Raw genomic sequence first — 19,802 nt, 5'->3', positions numbered from 1 at the left:
GTTTTTGGGCAGTCTTATGTATCCGGTTACATAAACCTTCGCCTCTCAAATTTCTATATGATATCGATATCAAGACGTCAACCTATATACATATTTTCCGGAATCACTGTCAAGAAGTTTTTCGTTTTTTAAATTCGGGGACTATCCAAACTACGCCATCAGACGCTCGCTTCAGAGTTCAAGCGTGTAATTTGAGCGCTCAATCATGCTGAGAAATCGGACTGCCACATGGCACGATACAAGCCTCAGACTCTTTATCTATCAATCAGTTGCTCCTGAGAAGCTGTCGACCGTATAGCGGCGAAGAACTCCTCGTGATGGACACGATGAGCGGTTTTATCGCGTAAAATCAAAACGCGCTCGAACCATCAGAATCATCACCTGGAGGCAGGCTATTTGAATCGTCCCGTGCGCATGAGTGATGTAGCCAAGCTGGCACGTGTCGGCACGATGACCGTATCTCGCGTCCTCAAGGGCAACGTCCCAGTCAGTGAAGAGACCAAGAGCCGAGTGCTGGACGCGGTTGCGAAGCTCAACTATCTGCCCAACGAGATCGCCCGGTCCCTGCGCGAGCAGCGTACCCATCAGATTGGCATTATTGTTCCGAATCTCCACGATCCGTTCTTCGCCGTCTGCGCGGATGCGATCAGCCTGGTGGTCAAACAGCATTCGTATTCGACTGTCATCACGACCTCCGACGAAGATCCTCAGACAGAGTTAATGGAAGCCAAGCGAATGCTGCGCCGCCATGTTGAGGGCCTGATCATTATCCCCGCAAGAGGCAAGACCCTTCTGAACGATCCCGAGTTCACACAAACGCCGATTGTGACCCTCGACCGTCCGATTGCAGGCAGCCATTTTGATTCTGTCGTTGTGGAGAACAAGCGCGGGGCTCAACTGGGCGTGCAACATCTCATCGATCATCACCATCGTCGTATCGCCTGTATCGGCCTTACCCTCGAACTCTGGACGATGCGGCAACGGCTACAGGGCTACTGCGCCGCGATGGAAGCAGCAGGGCTGAAGGAAGATTCCCATGTCGTAACCGAATCACCGTGGGAAACACTGCAAACGATACGTACACTGCGCGACCGCAAATCCCCACCCACAGCCATCTTCTGCAGCAACAACCTCACGACACGCAACACGCTGCATGCATTTTCCAGCCTGAAGGTCAGGGTTCCCGAGGAGATCGCTCTTATAGGTTTCGATGATTTCGAAATGGCGGATATCATTCAACCGGCCGTCACCGTTGTACGGCAACCAAGCGATGCCATGGGGCGTATCGGCGCTGAACTCCTCTTTTCGAAGCTGACGTCAACAGAGCCACAAGGCAAACCGAAGCGAATCGTCCTGCCGGCGGAACTCGTCGTGCGGCGTTCGTGTGGAACACACAATTACCTGGTGCCTTAGAAGAATCAGAGTACGGCCTTGCGTAGTCTGCGGGCTGGCCCCGTGGATTGCCTGCGAACCAGTTCAACCGGCACCTGGAACTGTCTTCCCTCATGATGCCGCGCGGTCTGCAACTCTTTGAGAGCCGTATGGCAACTCTTCGCCATATGTGCGCGGGAGACACTGATGGTGGTCAGCGTAGGACTTACCACCTCGTCGAGCTCAATTCCATCAAAGCCAATCACCGACACATCTCCCGGAACGGAGACGGAAGCAGCCCTGGCGGCCCTTAGCGCGCCTAGGGCAGTCATGTCATTAATGGCGATCACGGCGGTCGGGCGGTCGCGAAGCTCCAGAAGCGCTCTCATCTCACGATCGCCGCCGTCCACGCGGTAGTTACCTGCGCGAATGTATCCCGCACGTTCAGGGATCAGGTGTTTCCGGAGTGCCGACCTGAAAGCTTCAAGCCGGATACTGGAGATGAAAAGTCCCTCGGAGCCGGCGATGAACGCGATGCGTCTGTGTCCGAGCTCCTTCAGGCACCCTACCGCCTGTAGCATCCCCTCTTCGTGCATCAGGCTCACATCGCTGAAATAAGGTCCAACGCGGCGGCTGTCGATGGCTACCGTCGGAACCTTGCGCAGGGTGAGCAACTGATAGGGTTCCAGTTCGTCGATGGACGGCATCACCACGACCCCATCCACAAGCCGCATAAGCATCTGGCGAACGGAGCTTCGCGGGCCGCCTGTGCTTGTCTCCGCATTCGCCAGCAGAACCACCTGCTCGTTTGCCGAGGCAAGAGCTTCGAACTCACGCAGGAACTCGAAGAAGAAGGGATTGGAGAGATCGGGAATAATGACGCCTAATGCCCTGCTCTGACCATACTTCAAGGTTCGAGCGGAGATATTCGGGACAAAGTCCAGGGCCTCCACCGCGTTCTGAACCAGCAGAGCGGTCTCTTCCGCAACAGTCGAAGATCCATCGAGAGCGCGTGAGACGGTTGCAACGGATACACCTGCCCGGCGTGCAACATCCCTCATCGTCGCCGGTTTTTTTCCGTGCGGTACTGCTCGTTTTTTCTTTGCCGTCATTCGTGTGGGCCGATGCGTCTCTTCGCGGACTTCTTCTGTTTTATCCTATGCCAGAGTTGCCCCCCAGCATCGTGACGATGAGCGGCATGTTTCTATGCATTGGGTGCTGCCTCTGTCAGCTTCACGCAGGGTGATGCGATCGATGCAGATGAGTGTGCTCGCATCCTCAGCTTTGCCGGACACGTCCCCTTCTCCAACATGCATCCCACAACGGCGCACAGCGCAATTGAATTCGCTGTTTTTATCTTGATGGCAAGCGCATTGAGCTTTCCGCTAACCTGCTCACAATGGCTGAGATCATTGCCGCCTTTAGAGCAAATCTCCTGTTAGGAGGGTGGTTGAATCGGGCTTGCGGTACCGTTTTTCTGGGAAAAAACGGCCATAAGTGTCGTGGTTTCGCTATACACCTACAGGAGATTTGCTTTAGCCGTTGCGGCTTCCAACTCCTCACACTCAACGAACTCGCCTTCGCCGAACCCGAACGCCCTCTCCTCGAGCAAACGGAGTAGGTCGAGGAGCCTGCATGTCTTCAGGAATTACGCGCTCAACCCAGGCTGGAAGGTTTGCCGCTCCACTCGAATATCTATTTCTCAACCTGCTCACCAAATCCTATAAAACTCGGCTATCACTCAGCCCTGCTCGAGACGAGACAATCAGAGCCGGCATCGCTATCGCGCGAAAACAAACATGATGTTTGCTTAAAACAGACACCTGTATTACTAATAGACGCAGCCATGGGGAGGCAGGGATGAAGGAAGTCAAATTATCGAAATTGGAGCTCCAGATCATGGAAGTCTTGTGGAATCGGGGAGAGGCATCCATCCGAGAGATTCAGGAAGCCTTCCCTGCGAAGCAGCGGCCAGCGTATGCAACCGTTCAGACGACCGTCTATCGATTGGAAGCAAAGAAAGCCCTGGAGCGTATTAGAAAGCTTGGCAACTTCCACATCTTTGCGGCGACGATATCGCGCGATGCCGCGCAACGCAGATTGGTCGACGATCTTCTTGCGCTGTTCGGTGGTCAATCCCGGCTCGTCGTTGCCCACCTGATCGACACCGGCAAACTGACGCTCGATGATGTGGAGTATGCCGAAAAGACGCTCAAGAGCTTAGGGAAAGGAGGCAAGGTATGAGAACGGAATTCTTGTCTCATACCTTGGCGAGCTTTGGCCCTGCATTCGCGAACCATCTATGGCAGTCGACGCTGTTTGCGGCGGTAGTTTGGCTAGTAACTCTGCTGCTGCGCAGGAACGCTGCGCGGGTGAGGTTCTCCCTTTGGCTGGCGGCTTCGGTCAAGTTTCTTGTTCCCTTCTCTCTCCTGATTGGGCTGGGCAGCTTGCTGCCAAGACAGCACCACGCCACCGGGCAGATACCAACGGCGGTCTATTCCGCAGTCGATACGATGGGACAGCCGTTTGCGGATTTTACTTTTCTGGCGGCGGACTCTTCCACGCATCGCACGAGTTTGGTGGAACAGGCAAAGGCTGATGTGCCGCTCATGCTGGCGGCGATATGGCTTTGCGGCACTGCGGCGGTGCTGGTGATGTGGGGCCTGCGCTGGCGGCAGGTGCAGCAACAAGTACGACAGGCGATACAGGCGGTTGCAGGGCGCGAGTTTGAAATCCTGCAATGGATGAATGGCGGCAGAAGAGTTTCGCTGCTGTTATCGCAGGAGTTGATGGAGCCGGGAATCTTCAGAGTGTTTCGACCGGTACTGATCTGGCCGGAGCAGTTATCGGCTCAGTTGGGGGACGAGCATATCGAAGCAATTATGGCGCATGAGCTGATGCATGTTCGGCGGCGCGATAACATGAGTGCCGCACTGCACATGCTGGTGGAGGCAGTGTTCTGGTTTCATCCGATGGTGTGGTGGCTAGAGCGGCGGCTGATCGAGGAACGCGAGCGTGCATGCGACGAGGCTGTGGTGGCGATGGGCCGCTGCGCGGAGACATATGCAGAGGGTCTGTTGAAGGCTTGCCGGTTTTGTATTGGGTCTCCTCTGGCTTGTGTTTCAGGAGTTACCGGCGCGGATTTATGCAAGCGAGTTCGCTCGATTATGACTCCGCGACTGGAGAAGCTGGGCCTGATGCGGAGATCCGTATTGGTCCTGCTGATGCTGGCTACTATTGCCGGCCCCTTCCTCTTTGGAGCGCGCTATGGAGAGGTGAGGGCTCAGCAAGCGATAGCCGAAGACTGGCAGAAGGCTGCGGGAGGGAAGATGGAGTTTGAAGTGGCTTCGGTGCGGTTGAATCCAGGGCCTGGTGCGCCGTCGAATTTTCGTTTGAGCCCGGATGACGCCTATGCGCCCACGGGCGGGTTACTGACTGCGGATGCTCCGCTGCCGACCTACATCTTCTTCGCATATAAGATCATGCCAACGCGTGAACAGTTTCAGACACTCTTTGGCCAGCTTCCGAAGTGGGTACAGACAGAGAACTACGAGATCCATGCGCGAGCCCCTACGAAAAACCCGACAAAAGACCAGATGCGCCTGATGATGCAGTCGCTGTTGAAGGAGCGGTTTGGTTTGGTGGCGCATCTTGAAATGCAGGAGACTCCAGTGCTGGAGATGACCTTGATGAAGCCCGGAGCCCTGGGGCCGCAACTGCATCGGCATGAGGATGGGCCAGCCTGCGATGCCAAGGTCGCAACGGTTCATGGGGCGGAGCTGAAAGAGACGGATATCTTTCCAGCGCAATGTGGTGGAGTCGAGGCAGAGAACAGACCGGACCACACAATTCTGATGGGGTCACGAGACACGACGATGGAGATGATGGCCAAGTCATTTCAGATTGGCAGGTTGGGCCGGTCAGTGGTGGATGCGACCGGACTAATCGGGAAGTATGACTTCATACTGAAGTGGACGCCAGCCCGTGGCGATTTCGGACAGAGATCACGGACATCTTCAGGCGAACCTGAGTCTGATCCGCAGGGAACGACATTTGAGGAAGCAGTGAAGGAGCAGCTTGGATTGAAGCTGAAACCGGGAAAAGCCCCGCTGAAGGTGCTGGTGATCGATCATGTAGAGCGGCCTTCGGAGAACTAGCCATGGGAGATGGGCATAGGACGTTTTAGTCGATATGGGGCGATCTCTTGTGCTGCCACCTATAGATCGCCCTTTCAGGGCTCGGAGCTCTATCGCCCGTAACCCAGGGTTTCACCCTGGGCTGTGATGGAGCCGCCCCTGCGGGGCTGGGATTTGTGCCGCTTCTTACGCACCCTTTTCTACCTCTAAAGTTCGCGCCTGGGCTTTCGTGGTGGAAAAGGTCCCAACATTATCGGTTAGATAACGTCCCTCGGGGTCCTTCGACTGCGCGCCTCGCAAAAGCACGAGGCGCTTCGCTCAGGATGACGAATCTGGGGGGGGTACGCCACGGAGAGACCTGCAGGTTTGCCTATGGAGGCAATATCGCTAGCATAAGCAAACTGCAGGTCTCTCCACTGCGGCGGCGAAGTACGCCGCCTCCGGTCGAGATGACAGTTCTGTGGTGAATTCGAAAATAGATCCTCTACACTTCCGCGGAATCTGCTCTACCTAATCCACCGAGGTAACGCTGAGCAGCGTTACGTTGCCGATGAGGCCGGATTCCGGCAGTCCCGGCACGGGCGCACCCGGGCGCGATGGCGGCACGTCGGGCAGAATCTTCTGGCCTGCCGGAAGAGCGCGGTCTCCGAGAATACGATTCGTCCATTCATTGGTGACGGCAATCTCCAACTTGTTGACGCCAGGGCGAATGGCGTCGGTGACATCGACCTCATAAGGCGGTGCCCAGGTGAGATCGGTGGACTTGCCGTTGAGTTTCACCGCGGCTATATCGCGGACATTCTCAAAGTGCAGCACGATATGTTTTCCTGCGGCGGACCTGCGGTGAAGTATCTCTGCAGTAGCCGCGAATGTAGTGCTGTACGTCGCTGTGCCGGAGAAGAACTTCACACCGGGGTCCTCACTCTCCGTCCAGGAGCTGAGCTTGCTGAGCTGCACGCTGGCCGGCGCGCCGAGGTGCGCGGGGAAGGTGACAGTCCATGGTCCGTGCAGGCTGGCGAGCAACTGGCTTACCGGCGAAGAGACAACTGGAGGAGTCTGTGCGGTATTACGCACGACGATGAAGAGCGCCTCACGGGCAGCGAGGTTGAGTGGGACGCTCGTGAAGTCTGCCTGTGCAACATAGACCGCCGGCTGAAGCCCAGGCTGCCTGTTGCCGGAGCGCTCTTCTACCGGTGCACCTGAGGTGTAACTTGCATTAATGAGCGAACCCTCCATCGGACGCCATAGCTGCACACTCTTACCCGCAACGCGCAGACGCGCTTCCATCGACTCGGGACGATCGGACTGGTTCACGACAAAGTAGACATCCGCATCCGCGAGATGGCGATGAATCCACGCAGGCGGATTCTCCGGCGAGCCGCTGGCGGAGAAGTCCGGCTCTACATGAAGGCGGGTAAGAATCTCGTTGAGCGCAAGCCCTGAGTACACCATCCCCTTGCCAAGGCTGTGCTGGTTCTTCGTGACGCCATCCATATCTGCCCAGAGATCGGAGGCCAGCGTGTTTACTTCTTCATCGGAGGCGGGATAGTTCGCGAGGCTGGGAGAAGCCGTCGGCCGAGGACCCGAGATCGAAGCTCCAGCCGCAACCAGCTCATGCAACTTGCGCAATACCTCAGGCGTCATCTGCGTTGTCGGCGGCAGTACCAGCAAGCGATATTTGACTCCGCTATCGAGTTGCAGCCGTCCATCGGCATCGACCGAGGTATGGTGCAGCAGGATGTCGGTGTTGATGTAATCGTAGTCGTAACCCGCGGGCGGAGCCGGTTCGAGCCCTGCCCCCCAGAACGGCATGGTCGAGGGCGCGCCCTCCGGCAGCAGATAGGCCAGGTCGGCAACGGGACTTCCCTGCTGCAGCATGTACGAGACTCGCGCTACGTAGTCCATGAACGGCTTCGCCTGCTCGGCCCAGGTGATGTTGCGGTTGAGATGAGTTCCTACCATGGTGTTGCCCGGTGGCGTATCGAGCGGCTGCTGCGCAGAGGTGTGAAAGACCAGGCGGTTGATGCCCTGTGTAAACCAGTAGTCGGCGATCTTCTTCAACGTGAACGGCGACTCGTAGCCGCCACCGGTGAAAGACTCTGCCGCAACGATGGGCTTGCCATAGACGTGTGCGCTAGAGGCAGCGCCACGCACGTCTACGTAGTACATCGACTCCGGATGCAGGGCATGCACCCAGAACTCAGCCATCGGAATATCGACCTTGCTCTTGTTCAGTAGCGTGTCTTCGGGAAGCTCAAGCGCGACACCTGAGGCCTCGGAGTAGTCTTCCATGCCGCGCTTGTGCAGCTCATCGGTCATGGTGCCGTAGAACTCATCGGCGTACATGTCGGCCAGGGTGCGGCGGAAGTCCCAGAGAAAGCGGTCGCTCACATCGGCACTGCCCACGACGCGCCCTGCAAGCGCGGGCAGGTAAGGCCGAGGATCATAGCCGCGCCGCCGCGTGAACTGCGCGATCATCTCGTCGGTCCAGTTCTGCATGCCGGCTTCCCAGCTATCCATCGTCATGTAGTGCGGCGTCGATCCAAGCAGTGAGCCCAGGTGCTTTTGCAGCGGGTCTACGTAACCGGAGAAGTATTGGCGCACATAGTCCGCGCTCAGCTTGTCTACCTCATAGCCGCTGCCAGCGGGAACGGACGGACGATTCTTTGCGCCGGTCAGCGAGTAGCCCATGCGCAGCACCGTCCAGTGCCCCGCAGGGACCTCCCAGTCGAGCGTGCCGTCAGGCTTCATGTGGGAGGTCAGGTCGATGACATCCTTGCGGGCAATGACAGCGGAGTCAGGCGCGGCTGGTGTGGGGACAACATCGTAGACGTCCATCAAACTGCCGAAGGCGCCTTTGTCCTCCCAGCGGTTGATGCGCGCATCGGAGAACAGGATCGCTTCGGTCACGGTGTACGCGTTCGCGGCAACCACCGGTCCACCATGGATCACCGCAGCCGGAGTAAGACCCGCGCCGTCGAGTTCGATGCGAAAGAATCGCGCTGTCGTCGCCGGGAAGGTGAAGGTGCGGATCGAAGCACCGTGATAGCCCTGCGGTCCAGGCATATCAAGGATCGAGTGGAAGGCGGTGCCGTCGTCGCTGGCAAGAATCTTGCCTACCGGAATGCGTCCGTGCGCTCCGAAGGAGAGAGCACGCGCGGTATAACGCTGTGCGAACTCGAACTGCAGCCACGCCGGTGAGCCGTCCTTCGGTGCGGGTATCGTCACGGAGGTATTGAGGCTGTCGTCCAGCAACGGTGCAGCGTCGATCGCGCCGCTGCTTGCGGTCACGCGGGGATGCAGCGCCTTGATCGGAGTCGCATCCTGCGGCGTGCGGTAGGCAATCACCGCGGAGTCACGATAGAAGTGCGGTCCATCGGGACGAGCACTCGCATCACGCACCGGTCCCTCGTTCGAGGGAGGCTCGGGAAGTTGTCCCGAAAACTTCGCAGGTCCGTCGGCATGAGTCTCGCTCCATACGAGCTTCTTCATCGCCATGCTCTGCGTGACCCAGGGCCCACCCGCCTCGCTCCAACCCGCACAGCTGAAGATCGACATCTCCAGCCCAAGCCGCTTGGCCTCTTCCGCAGAGTGCCGCACCGCGCGGTACCACTCCTCGGTGCCGAAGTGGATCTTCGGCTCAACCGTCTGCCCGCCGCCGGAGGCGACATCTACCAACTGGAAGCCTCCGATGCCGGACCGCTTCATCCACTCGAGGTCCTTGGTGATACCGGCTTCCGTGACGTTGCCGTTCGTCCAGTGCCACCACGTGCGCGGCCGCGCTGCTTCAGGCGGATTCCTGAATCCTGCAGCCAGCGGGTCGGTTGCGGTTTGCGCAACGGCTATTGCGCTGAGTGATGCCAGCGCGATCGCAGCCAATAAGAAGGAGGACTGTCTCATCTACCGCTCCGGGTGCAGAGCTTGTTTGAGGAACTGCACGTAGATATCCCAGTCGCTAGGAACCATGCCGTGGCCGCCATCGTGCATGTAATAGTTGAGCCCGTCGCGGAAGATAGGCACCTTCGCCGCAGGCCATACCTCAGTGCCAAGGTCCTGCTTCTCGAGCAGGCGATAGACAGGCCCTGCGGCAACCTCGGAGAGGAACTCGCCCTTGGGATCAGACCAGCTATCGGTGTTCCCCGTCTGCAGCAATAAAGGCCGCGGCGCGATGAGCGCCACAAGCAGGTTCGCATCCATCGGCGCCTTATCCGGGAAACCGGCCCACTTCGCATAGTTGGCTGCGAATTGATACGGATAGCGTGTGGGCGCAGTCAGGTGCGCGACCGTCTCTCCGTAGTCGCGATGGCTGAGCGCCGCGCCGCCCTCGCCCGAGCAGCTCGCGATGACAGCAGCGAAGCGCTCATCATGCGCTCCGGCCCACATCACCGTCTTGCCCAGGCGCGAAACGCCGTGGATGGCGACGCGTTTGCTGTCCACGGTCTTATCCGTCTCGAAGTAATCTTCCACACGGCTCATGCCCCAGGCCCAGGCCGCAACAGAGCCCCAGTCATCGGCGGCACGATTCTCTTCCGTCCCTCCGGGTTTGGCATAGCGAGCGCGAATGCTGTTCGCAAAGCCATCGCGATAATCCGGCTCCACATCGCCGTAGTAGAACGTCGCAACGCCAAAGCCGGCATCCAGCAGAGGCTCCACGTTCAGCTTGCCAAAGCCCTTTCCTACGGCCTGGATACGCTTGTTGGTCTTCATGTCCCACACGGTCTCCGGCTTGATGCCGGGATCGTCGACAGCATTCTGCACCGCACCGAAGTTGATGCTGAGAAGCATGGGGACAGGCTTGGTCACTCCAGCGGGCAGATACATGAGGAGCTGAATCGCCGGACCGGTCTTGTCGCTAGTGAGATAGATCATCACCTGGCGGCGGATGGCCTTGCCATTCAAGGCAGGCGTTCCCTTCTCGAAGACCTCGAACGATTCGCCCGCAGGACGGCCCGGCGCTTTGCCGTACTGCTCGGTCTCAAACAGCGAGACGATCTCCGGCCGCCGCTGCTTGAGCCAGGTCTTCGCATCCTGCACGGGCTTGCCGTTGTTCAAGACCAGCGGATCGGGCAAGGTATAGGTGCCAACCTTGGCCTCGTCATAGTTCACGGGAATACCGGCAACTACATCCGGTGCGGGCTTGGGTGTGGGTGGGGCAGTCTGTGCCCACGCTGCGCAGGCAAACAGCATCGTGCCGCCAATGCAAGCCATTGATTTGCGAACCTTCAGCTTCCTCATCGCCACTCCACCAGAATTTCCAAATTAGAAATGAATTTTCCAAGGAAACCGTAGCCGGAGCATGGAGGCGTTGTCAACAACGTGGTATCAGGATTGAGCGGGCAGATCGGAATGATGGGTGTCGTCGGCGGCCTTCCATGTGCCGTCAGGCTGTTTCTTCCAGACTTCGATGAAATCGCCTCCAAAAACGCACGCGAGCCCTACAGGGCTCGCGTGCAGTGATGCTGCGAGAATGTACCGATCAGACGCGCGATGTGTAGCGACTAGCCGGAATTCTGGTGTTCACCGCCGCAGGAATTGCCAATCGCGCCTGCTCCAGATGGCTCCAAAGTGCTCCGTCCTCAAGACTGGGGAATGTAATCAATTCCCCCGCGTCCAGTCCGGCCAGCGCTGCATCGACACACGCCTCCGTGCTCATCACAGTCGCCGGATCGAGCACGCCATGACCGCCGATACCGGCGACATCCCAGATCTCGGTTGCGGTAGACGCCGGCAGGACAGCCTGAATACGGATCTTTGTGTCCTTGACCTCTTGCTGCAGACCCTGGGTAAAGAGTGTGACGAAGGCCTTCGTGCCGCTGTACGTGGTCGACAGGGGCATCGCAAAGATGGAAAGCACCGAGCTGATGTTGATCAAAGTTCCCGCGTTCTTCGCGACGAAGCGGGGCAACACGGCAAGACTTAACTGCACGAGCGCCGTAACGTTTACGTTGATCTGCTCCTGTGCCTTGGCTGCGCTGAGCTCTGCAGAAGGAGTCATATAGGCCAGCCCCGCATTATTAACCAGAAGCGTCACGTGCTCGTCGCCACGCAGACGGTCGGCGAACTGTTCCAGGTCACTTGCCTTCCCCAGATCCGCACCAACGACCTCTACATGAACCCCATACTTGCTGCGCAGATCGGCCGCAAGCTTCTCCAAACGCTCGACCCTGCGGGCCACCAACAGAAGGTCATACCCTCTTGCGCCGAGACGATCTGCGTAAACCGCTCCAATACCGGATGACGCTCCCGTCACCACTGCTGTTCCCAATTTGCTGGACATCGTGTGCTCCTCTTCTTTCTCAGAGCAACCGAATTGCTCCTAAAAAGAGCATGATATATATCATGCTCTTTGTCAAGCAATGAGCATGATGAGTATCATGGAGTTATCCTGAAAGGGTGCAGCAGCGAAGGGAGAGCGTATGGGTGTATCAGCAGCAGAGACCGCAAAGAAGCATGAGGAGATTCTGGATAAGTCGATTCGTCTCTTTCGCCAGGATGGGCTTAATGTCTCAGTAGGAGAGGTGATGAAGGCGGCTGGTCTAACCCACGGACCGTTTTACAACCACTTCTCTTCGAAAGAGGCACTGATCGTTGAGGCGTTGACGCGCGCGATGGACCGAGGCTCATCGGAACTCGAAGAGTATCCCAAAACGGAGCGCGGACGGAGGGACTATCTGGACACGTATCTGAGCTCCGCACATGCTTCGGATCTCAAAGGGGGATGCACCATAGCCGCTCTGGCCGTCGAAGTCGCACGCGAGCCTGCCATCGCAAAGCCCTTCACGGAAAAGTTGAAGGAGACGATCGCGACCTTCAGCGAGCATTTTCCATGGGCCCGAGGGAAACGACAAGCGAGAGGCCTGGCGATACACGCATTCAGCAGCATGGTCGGAGCCGTTATCCTGGCGCGTGCTGTGGATGACCCGGTATTTGCCAGGGAGATTCTGGACGAGACAAGGAAGCGCATCGGCTAGAGCTTCAACGTTACCGGTGCATGAATCGACCTGAACCGGCCACCCGATTATTTCAACGTATAGGTAACGCCAGTCGTGAGCTGAAACGTGTTGCGCTGAAATCCTTCCGGCGGGTCGCCGAGATAGTTGTCTGTGGTCGTCACCGAGAAGTTCAGGTTCTTATAGACCGGGAAGACAAATCCCGCTCCCGCAACGCCCGAGTACGCCTTGACCACATTGAACGTCGGGGCCAGCGTCACATACTCGTTGAACTTGATGCTGTGCGGGAATGTTCTGCTCCACGTCTCGCCGACGGAAGCACTCACCAGGTTCTCTGTCGGCGTTCCGAGTCCGCTGGTAATACCGTTATAGAACTGCTGTTGTTCATACTGCAGGCTCGCCCGTATGGAGAGATCGTTCTGCGGGCTGCGCAGGATGCCCCAGCCGATGCCCGCACCATAGGCTTGCTGCAGCTCCAGGCCATTGCCGAAGTTGTGATCCGCGCTGCCGCTCACCAGGCCGAACACCATCGGCGTAAAGAACTTGTCGTACTCCAAGTCGCCATGCAGGATGTCTGTCTTCGTTACCGACGCCGTCTGAAATACATCGCCGCCGGAGACGATCTCCGGGTCCTTCGCCAGACCGTAGGTTCCGCTCAGGTTCAGGATCGTCTTGCTTCCTGCGGGCAGCCCGGCGATCGTCGGAATAGCTCGTACCAATCCGATCGTACCTGTATAGGTTTGTGCATTGTTGGTTGAAGCCACCACGCTCGCGCCCAACGTGGCCGTGCCATACCACCCATACAAAAAGTCCGACTGGTTGTGCAGCTCCCGCCGGTAAGCCGGTTCATCCAGCATGAACCTCAGGTCCTTCACGGGAAACGTCCGCACCTCGCCCTGCGACAGCATCACGCTCAGGGTCTCGTTCTCAAGCTCGATTCTTCCTACCGGCACCTGTTCCGCAACGTTCTTCTTCGTGAGCGGTGCTGTCGTTGTCCCCGCCGCGAACGCCGTCGTCGTATGCATCGCCTTGATCTTGGTCAACGGAATCGTCAGGTCTCCCAGCGCGTCGCTGTGGAAGCTCATGTTCCCGTACACGACCTTGCCGACTTTGCCGGTCAGCGTATCCCCGTTGTCGAAGGTGATCGTGTCTTTGTCACTCCTGGCTTCACTTCTGGCGGCTGAATCGGATTTGCCTGCCTGCGCTCGCAGGGGAGCCCCCGCAACTGTCAGCGCCACCCAAACGATTGCCCGTAAGACACAAAAGCCGCCATGCAAAAACTCAGAGAACCGATTTCGTCGAACCATTCTCTTATGATGGCAACTTGCGTGAAAGTGTATCCACAGCCGCCGAAATTGGTTGTCGCCTGTCCTAGCGCGCTTCAGTAATGTCGTATCGCTTATCGCCTGTCATAAGTTGCGAGATCTCATCGACGGTTCCGATGCGGCCACGAGCGCCGGCGCGGGTGCAGTTAAGCGCGGCGGCCGCGCAGGCGTAATCAAGCTGACGCTCGAGGGGCCAGCCCTGCAGAAGTCCATAGACAAAGCCAGCATGGAAGAGATCGCCGGCGCCTGTGGTATCGACGGCAGAGACCCGATAGGCAGGCCGCTGAATCGACTGCTCGCCATCCCAGGTCAGGATGCCGTCCTGTCCCAGGGTGACGCCCACCAGGCGGCAATGAAACTGGTCTCGGAGACTGGCCAGAGCCTTCTTTAGATCCGGCTCACCCGTCATCGCTGTCGGAAAGTCGCGGCTGGCAAAGGCGTAGTCCACCAACGGCAACAGGTCGTTGATGCCGGGGCGGATGACATCCAGGTCGGCAATGACGGGGATGCCTGCCTCGCGGGCCCAGGTCGCGGCGGTGATGGCCGCGGTGGTGTGATAACCATCGACGAGCAGCGCTCGCGCAGAGGTGATCCATTTGCGCTCCATGTCCTCCGGTTGCAGGGTCAGGCGCGGATCGCGATGACACAGGACCGTGCGTTCGCCCGAGCCGTCGACAAGGATGAGAGACTGCGGACTGGAGGCGTCCTCCACGGTGAGGATGCGGGACTCGACGCCGACGTCGTCAAAGGCAGCGCGGTGAAGACGTGCGGCATAGTCGTCGCCAAGGCGCCCGATGTACCGGGTGCGCAGCCCCCAGCGGCGGCAGGCGATCACAGCGGTAGAGATTTCGCCGCCGAGCAGAATGCTGCGTTCGCTGTACTCGATCTTGGAACCGAGAGTGGGAAATGATGTCAGTGGGATGACGGTATCCGTTGCGTTGAGACCGACACCGACCAGATCGACTTTTGTTATAGGAGGCTGCTTATAGACCACTCCTTATGCTAATTGCTAAGAGGATCTGATGTCAGCAGAGCCTTCGAACCTCGTTCAAGTGGGGTAGGAAGAGTTCACCACAACAAACATCAGAAAATCGCTGGCACTCATTGTGCAAACCTGTATCCAATGGAGAGGCAATTGCAACAGCCTTTTCAACTCGAATCGCGGAAGTTTTGACCTGCGCGCTCAGCCCTGCGAAACCTTCGTTTTGCGTAAGCCGGACTGGCACCTAAACTCCAATCATGGCCTTTGGTTTACCCGACAAAAGGGCGGGATGGATTCGAATTGTCTACGTTCTCTGCCTTGCGGCAGGTACCTACAGTCACGCTTCGATTCTGGCTCGTCATGGTTGGCGATGGAACTATGGAGGCAAACCACTTGGCACGGTGCTGTTTTGGTCGGCGCTGACGATTCTTGATCCGCTTGTTGCCATCCTTCTCTTCGCCAGGCCGAGGTTAGGAATCACGCTGCTTATGCTGCTTATGTTGAGCGATGTAGTTCACAACACCTGGATTATTTACGTCTACGGAGGTGTCGTGTGGATGGTCGCCGACCAATGGGTTTTCTTGATCTTCGTTCTAGCAACTGCGCAGACTCTATGGAAAGCTACTCAAAGCAGAGCCACGCCCTGAAGATCCGAGCGTAGTTCGGAGGACCACGATGAACTTCAAGCAATTCACAGAATCGCTTACAGACGAATCACCAAACAACAATCTGCCCGCTCCACTCGCAGCTCTGTGGTGGGATGCAAAGGGAGATTGGGCTCAGGCTCATGCCCTGGTCGATGAGTTGGAGACACAGAACGGCATGGCTGTTCATGCCTATCTCCACCGCAAAGAAGGCGAATCATGGAACGCTGATTACTGGTATCAGCGGTGCGGCAGTCATTTCCGTCAGACCACCCTGGAGGCAGAGTGGAAGGCCCTAACAGAAGCGCTTCTTGCAGAGATGAAAAGCGGGTGACAGTCTCCTGTCACCCGCTTCCATTGATTCGTGCTTCGCAGAGGCAGGAGATAGACCCCATCCCCTGCCTCTAGCGTTTATCTACGTCCTCTACAAAAACGCCATCCTGAGCGTAGCGTCCCGGTCTTTGGGGACGCGGAGTCGAAGGACCCCGAGGGTTACCATTTTGCCCATGATGTCGGAACCTTTTCCAGCACGAACGTCCAGGCTCGAACGCTTGAGGTGGAAAAGGTGCGAAGGACATGGGCAAGATAGCAACACTCGGGGTCCTTCGACTGCGCCCCTCGCAAAAAGCGCGAGGGGCTTCGCTCAGGATGACGATTCTGTGGGAGGATCTGGACAAGACATGTCGTTGTCCATGATCCACCAGACACCGCCGAGTTCTTAGAACTGCAAACGTACTCCCAATTGAATCTGACGCGGGGTGTAGATCATGTTGTTGTTGGAGTTGCTGACAGATCCGAAGGCCGCCCCGGTGTATTGGGTGAGCGTGCTGTACGGTTGCCCGTTAGCTCCCGTTGCCGTGCCAAAAGCGTAGGCAGGGGTATTGGTTGCTGTGATGTTCTGATGGTTCGGAAGATTGAATGCCTCGGCCAGGAACTCCAGGCTGTAGCGTTCGCGGATCGTGAACCTCTTCGAACCGCGCAGGTCCAGCACGTAGGTCTTTGGCAGCTCAAACGTATCCCGTTGGAATCCGGGGATGCGTGTCGATCCGCCAGAGCCCGTGAAGCCAGTGCTGGTGCCCGTGATATAGCCTGTCACGCTTCCTGAAGTGGCCAGGTTCGTCGGGCTTCCATTCACTGTCGCCGAGTACGGCTCGCCATTCTGGGCGGAGAAGCTCGGAGACAGCTCATACCCGTTGACCAGGTAGCTCTTCCATCCCGACGCCTTCCAGGGCGAGTCGATGACCGCGGTAGCGATGAAGCGATTCGGCACGTTCTGAACGGAGTTGCCATACTCTGCCCGCAGGTTCAGCGGATCGAGAAGACTATTGCTGCTGGAGAACGTGGTGTTGTTCTCGCCGTAGTCCAACGCATGAGACCAGGTATAGCTCGCCTGGAACTGCACATTGTGGTTCATCCGATGATTGATCTGCGCCACAAACGCTTCATAGTTGGAGTTGACGCCGCTGAAGATGTCCGTCTTCGCGCCGTAGCGCACATCAGGACGTCCGAAGTCGGCTACAGCCGGCGGCGCGGGCGCACCTGCTACCGGCGACTTCACCGGATAGCCGTAGAATCGGGTGCTGATCTGCGCTCCGTTCGTCAACAGGCCCGACGAGTTGTTGTTGACGACCGTGTAAGTGACGTTCACCGGGGCAGGCAGGTTGGTATCGACGAAGCTCGGCAGCTCACGCCCGTAGGAACCGAGCCAGCTCAGGGTCAGCGTCGTATTCCAGCCCAGGTCCTGATCCACATTCAAATCCGCCTGATGGACCTGCGGCAGTTGGAAGTGAGGATCGAAGTAGATCACGTTCGGTGTGACCGAGGACGCCAGAGATCCTGAGATGATCTGCGGGAACACCGGCGCACCGGGATTGCCCGGCAGCAGGTTCGGGCTTTGCTCCTGTCCTCCAGCCGCTCCTGTTTGCGCGATCGCGTTGTAGATGGTCGAGTTGATCAAACGCGCGTTGAAGATGCCGTAGCCGCCACGAAGGATCGTCTTGCCGCTTCCGAAGACATCATAGGCAAAGCCGACACGAGGTGCGATGTTGTTCTTGTCGCTGGGCAGGGATTCAGTCTGAGGAACGAGCGGGTTGGGGAGTTGCGCATTGGGGACCTGCTCGTACTCGTAGCGCAGGCCTAGGGTGACGCTGAGCCTCGGGCTCACCTTCCACTCATCCTGGATGAAGCCCGCATAGTCACCGGTCTGGAACTCGAATCCGAGCGGACCAAAGCCCTGCTGGTATCCGCTGTAATGAGCGGCCTGGGAGACTGTGGCGGGATTCTGCGCAAGGTAGAAGTCTGTGAGATACGTGGCCGGCGTCGTATAGCTATATCCGCCATAGAAGCTCGACAGGTTCTCGCTCAGGTCGTTCGTGTGAATGTAATCGCCACCGAACTTGAAGGTATGGTTGCCGCGCACCCATTGAACGGTATCGGTCACCTGCCAGCGGCGCTCGTCAGGATAGGCAGGCCTTGGATAAAAGGTGGGCGTGCCGAACTGAAAGGCTCCGGTGATGGAGACGTTGGGAGGAAAGCCAAGAGGATTGGAATATCCCGTCGCCGTGTTGAGCAGAGTGCTCTGCTCATAGGAGGTGGGCGTTTCGGCACCCGCGAACTCGAAGTCGCGGCTGTACTGGTAACGGACCTCATTGCTGATGGCCGAGGTGATGTAGGTGTCGAGCCGGGCCACACCCCAGGTATCGCGAGCATAGACGTTGCCGATGCTCTGGGTTCCATAGCTGGCAGTTGCGTTGGTCTGCTGACCGGAGGGCGAGATAAAGCGGAGCCGATTGACCTCTGCGCTGAGATGATTTTTGCCGTTGATCTGCCAATCGATCTTGGGGAAGAACAGGGTCTGGTCGGCAAAGCGCGCAGCCTGTCCCAGCAACGAGTTCAAGCCTGTCTGCCCTGAGATGTAATCCGTTCTCGCCGCTGCATAGGTAGCAAGCTTCAGGTTCGTCTGCAGCGTGCAGGCACCACTGTCAGCAAAGAAGTTCGGATCGTAGTTTGCGGACGTCGTTACGCTGCTGATGGGATTTGTACTGCCAGGGCAGGTTGCGTTGCCCGGCAGAGTAGCCGAGGGTTGCGCATAGAACGTCGAGGGCGCGCTGGGTACCGTGACGATGGGAAAGTCGTGGTAGAAGCGGTCCAGTGCGAAGAAGAAGAAGAGCTTATCGTGAATCAGAGGGCCGCTGAAGGCGAACCCTTCCTGTTTGCGGATATCGGTAGGCTTGATGGGCACCGACGTAAAGGGGCCACCCGGCGTCTTCTGCACGTTTTCCGAGGTGAAGTCATTGAACGCAGCTAATGCCGAATCGCGGTCGAGAAAGTAACCCTCTCCATGGAACTGGTTGCCGCCGCTCTTGGTAACGGCGTTGACGACTCCACCTGACGCTCTTCCATACTCGGTGGAGTAATTCGAGGTGTTGATCTGGAACTCCTGGATCGCCGACTTTGGCGTCGAATATCCAATGTTGGTTCTGCCGCGCTCTTCGGAGAAGAACGCCTGGTTATCGTCCGCGCCATCGATCGTGATGTTGTTCAACAGAGTGCTCTGTCCGCGGAAGCTGAGGAGACCGAACCCGCCGGACTCAACAACACCTGGCGCCTGCAAGGCATAGGCAGACCAGCGGTAGTTGTTGACCGGAAGGTCTTCGAGAGCCTTGAGATCAATGGTGCTCGTAAAGTCGTTATTCGTGGTGTTGATCGCGGGAGCCGCGCTGGTGACGTCGATCATCTCACTGGAAGATCCGGGCGATAGGCTGGACTGCACGTTCGTGAGCGAGCCAACGGTTACATCCACCTTCTCCGACCTGAAGGCTTCGAAGTTCGGCGCTGAGATCGTGACGGTATAAGTTCCGGGCTGCAGGTGGTTCGCACGAAAGAATCCGGCTGCGTCCGAGGTGATGTTCTGCTCGGCATTGGTGCCGTTGTTGTGGATGACGATGTTCGCGCCAGAGATCACAGCGCCCGTCTTGTCTTCTACGGTTCCACCGATGGCCCCATCGACCGCGGTCTGCGCCTGCATCCGCGCATGCACACTCGCAAGCGAGACAAGCATCAATACGTATCTTGTTAACTTTCTAACTGTCATAAGCCTCTCCTGGGTTAGGTGTTACCGTCCAACTGCGCCACGCGACTCCTCGGTAAAGTCGAAAAATGAGCGCAAGAATTCCACTGCCTGCTGGCTACTGTCGAAGAACCAAATTTAGGTTTTGAGGAGCTGGTCGGCCGATCTTAGGCGTGCTACAGATGGAGTCCTCAGTTCGTTCTCGGCTACGGCCAGTGGTTGGACCGCGAAGGATTCCCTCTCTGCTATGCCTGCATCTTTGAATGCGCCTTCCTTTTCATGAATAGCCAGAAGTGAAACTAAGTCGGGTAAGTAAATGCAGCGA

General features: G+C 57.8%; 12 protein-coding genes. 5 read left to right on the top strand and 7 right to left on the bottom strand.

From position 1 onward, the window contains the following. Window positions 1-396: 396 nt before the first annotated feature. Window positions 397-1,413, top strand: a complete 1,017-nt coding sequence (locus ACIX8_RS04400) for a LacI family DNA-binding transcriptional regulator (protein WP_014264117.1) — start codon at window positions 397-399, stop codon at window positions 1,411-1,413. Window positions 1,414-1,418: 5 nt separating this feature from the next. Here the strand turns inward: ACIX8_RS04400 and ACIX8_RS04395 are convergent, their stop codons facing one another. Continuing rightward, window positions 1,419-2,432: a LacI family DNA-binding transcriptional regulator gene (locus ACIX8_RS04395; protein WP_014264116.1), complete on the bottom strand. Its 1,014-nt coding sequence runs from the start codon at window positions 2,430-2,432 to the stop codon at window positions 1,419-1,421. Between the two features lie 799 nt (window positions 2,433-3,231). Here ACIX8_RS04395 and ACIX8_RS04385 point away from each other — a divergent pair. Both ACIX8_RS04385 and ACIX8_RS04380 read left to right on the top strand, forming a co-directional pair. Continuing rightward, entirely contained in the window at window positions 3,232-3,615 is a 384-nt protein-coding gene (locus ACIX8_RS04385) for a BlaI/MecI/CopY family transcriptional regulator (protein WP_014264114.1), read from the top strand. Next, window positions 3,612-5,528: a M56 family metallopeptidase gene (locus tag ACIX8_RS04380; RefSeq protein ID WP_014264113.1), complete on the top strand. Its 1,917-nt coding sequence runs from the start codon at window positions 3,612-3,614 to the stop codon at window positions 5,526-5,528. Before ACIX8_RS04385 ends, ACIX8_RS04380 begins: the two co-directional genes overlap by 4 nt. A gap of 489 nt (window positions 5,529-6,017) precedes the next feature. On the opposite strand, the gene ACIX8_RS04375 is transcribed toward ACIX8_RS04380, so the two are convergent. From ACIX8_RS04375 to ACIX8_RS04365, 3 genes are all read right to left on the bottom strand, one after another. After that, window positions 6,018-9,407, bottom strand: coding sequence for a glycosyl hydrolase (locus ACIX8_RS04375; RefSeq protein ID WP_014264112.1), 3,390 nt, complete (start codon window positions 9,405-9,407; stop codon window positions 6,018-6,020). Continuing rightward, window positions 9,408-10,742, bottom strand: coding sequence for an alpha/beta hydrolase family protein (locus ACIX8_RS04370; RefSeq protein WP_014264111.1), 1,335 nt, complete (start codon window positions 10,740-10,742; stop codon window positions 9,408-9,410). It lies immediately after the preceding gene. Between the two features lie 241 nt (window positions 10,743-10,983). Further along, the gene (locus tag ACIX8_RS04365; RefSeq protein WP_014264110.1) at window positions 10,984-11,784 is read right to left on the bottom strand and encodes an SDR family NAD(P)-dependent oxidoreductase; all 801 of its coding nucleotides are present in this window, start codon (window positions 11,782-11,784) and stop codon (window positions 10,984-10,986) included. Window positions 11,785-11,923: 139 nt separating this feature from the next. Here ACIX8_RS04365 and ACIX8_RS04360 point away from each other — a divergent pair, with 139 nt between their 5' ends. Then, window positions 11,924-12,478 (top strand): TetR/AcrR family transcriptional regulator, encoded by a 555-nt coding sequence (locus tag ACIX8_RS04360; RefSeq protein WP_014264109.1) that lies wholly within the window; start codon window positions 11,924-11,926, stop codon window positions 12,476-12,478. Window positions 12,479-12,525: 47 nt separating this feature from the next. On the opposite strand, the gene ACIX8_RS04355 is transcribed toward ACIX8_RS04360, so the two are convergent. Both ACIX8_RS04355 and ACIX8_RS04350 read right to left on the bottom strand, forming a co-directional pair. Then, window positions 12,526-13,695 carry a DUF481 domain-containing protein gene (locus ACIX8_RS04355; protein ID WP_044176149.1) on the bottom strand — a complete coding sequence of 390 codons (1,170 nt, stop codon included), beginning with the start codon at window positions 13,693-13,695 and terminating at the stop codon, window positions 12,526-12,528. A 133-nt stretch (window positions 13,696-13,828) separates the two neighbouring features. Continuing rightward, window positions 13,829-14,776, bottom strand: coding sequence for a carbohydrate kinase family protein (locus ACIX8_RS04350; RefSeq protein ID WP_014264107.1), 948 nt, complete (start codon window positions 14,774-14,776; stop codon window positions 13,829-13,831). A gap of 663 nt (window positions 14,777-15,439) precedes the next feature. On the opposite strand from ACIX8_RS04350, the gene ACIX8_RS04340 reads away from it, so the two are divergent. Continuing rightward, the gene (locus ACIX8_RS04340) at window positions 15,440-15,742 is read left to right on the top strand and encodes a hypothetical protein (RefSeq protein WP_014264105.1); all 303 of its coding nucleotides are present in this window, start codon (window positions 15,440-15,442) and stop codon (window positions 15,740-15,742) included. A gap of 384 nt (window positions 15,743-16,126) precedes the next feature. Here ACIX8_RS04340 and ACIX8_RS04335 read toward each other — a convergent pair whose 3' ends face one another. Then, window positions 16,127-19,501, bottom strand: coding sequence for a TonB-dependent receptor (locus ACIX8_RS04335; protein WP_014264104.1), 3,375 nt, complete (start codon window positions 19,499-19,501; stop codon window positions 16,127-16,129). Between the last annotated feature and the right edge of the window lie 301 nt (window positions 19,502-19,802).

Source organism: Granulicella mallensis MP5ACTX8, from assembly GCF_000178955.2.
GTDB lineage: Bacteria > Acidobacteriota > Terriglobia > Terriglobales > Acidobacteriaceae > Granulicella > Granulicella mallensis.
This window is presented reverse-complemented; position numbering and strand designations above follow the sequence as displayed.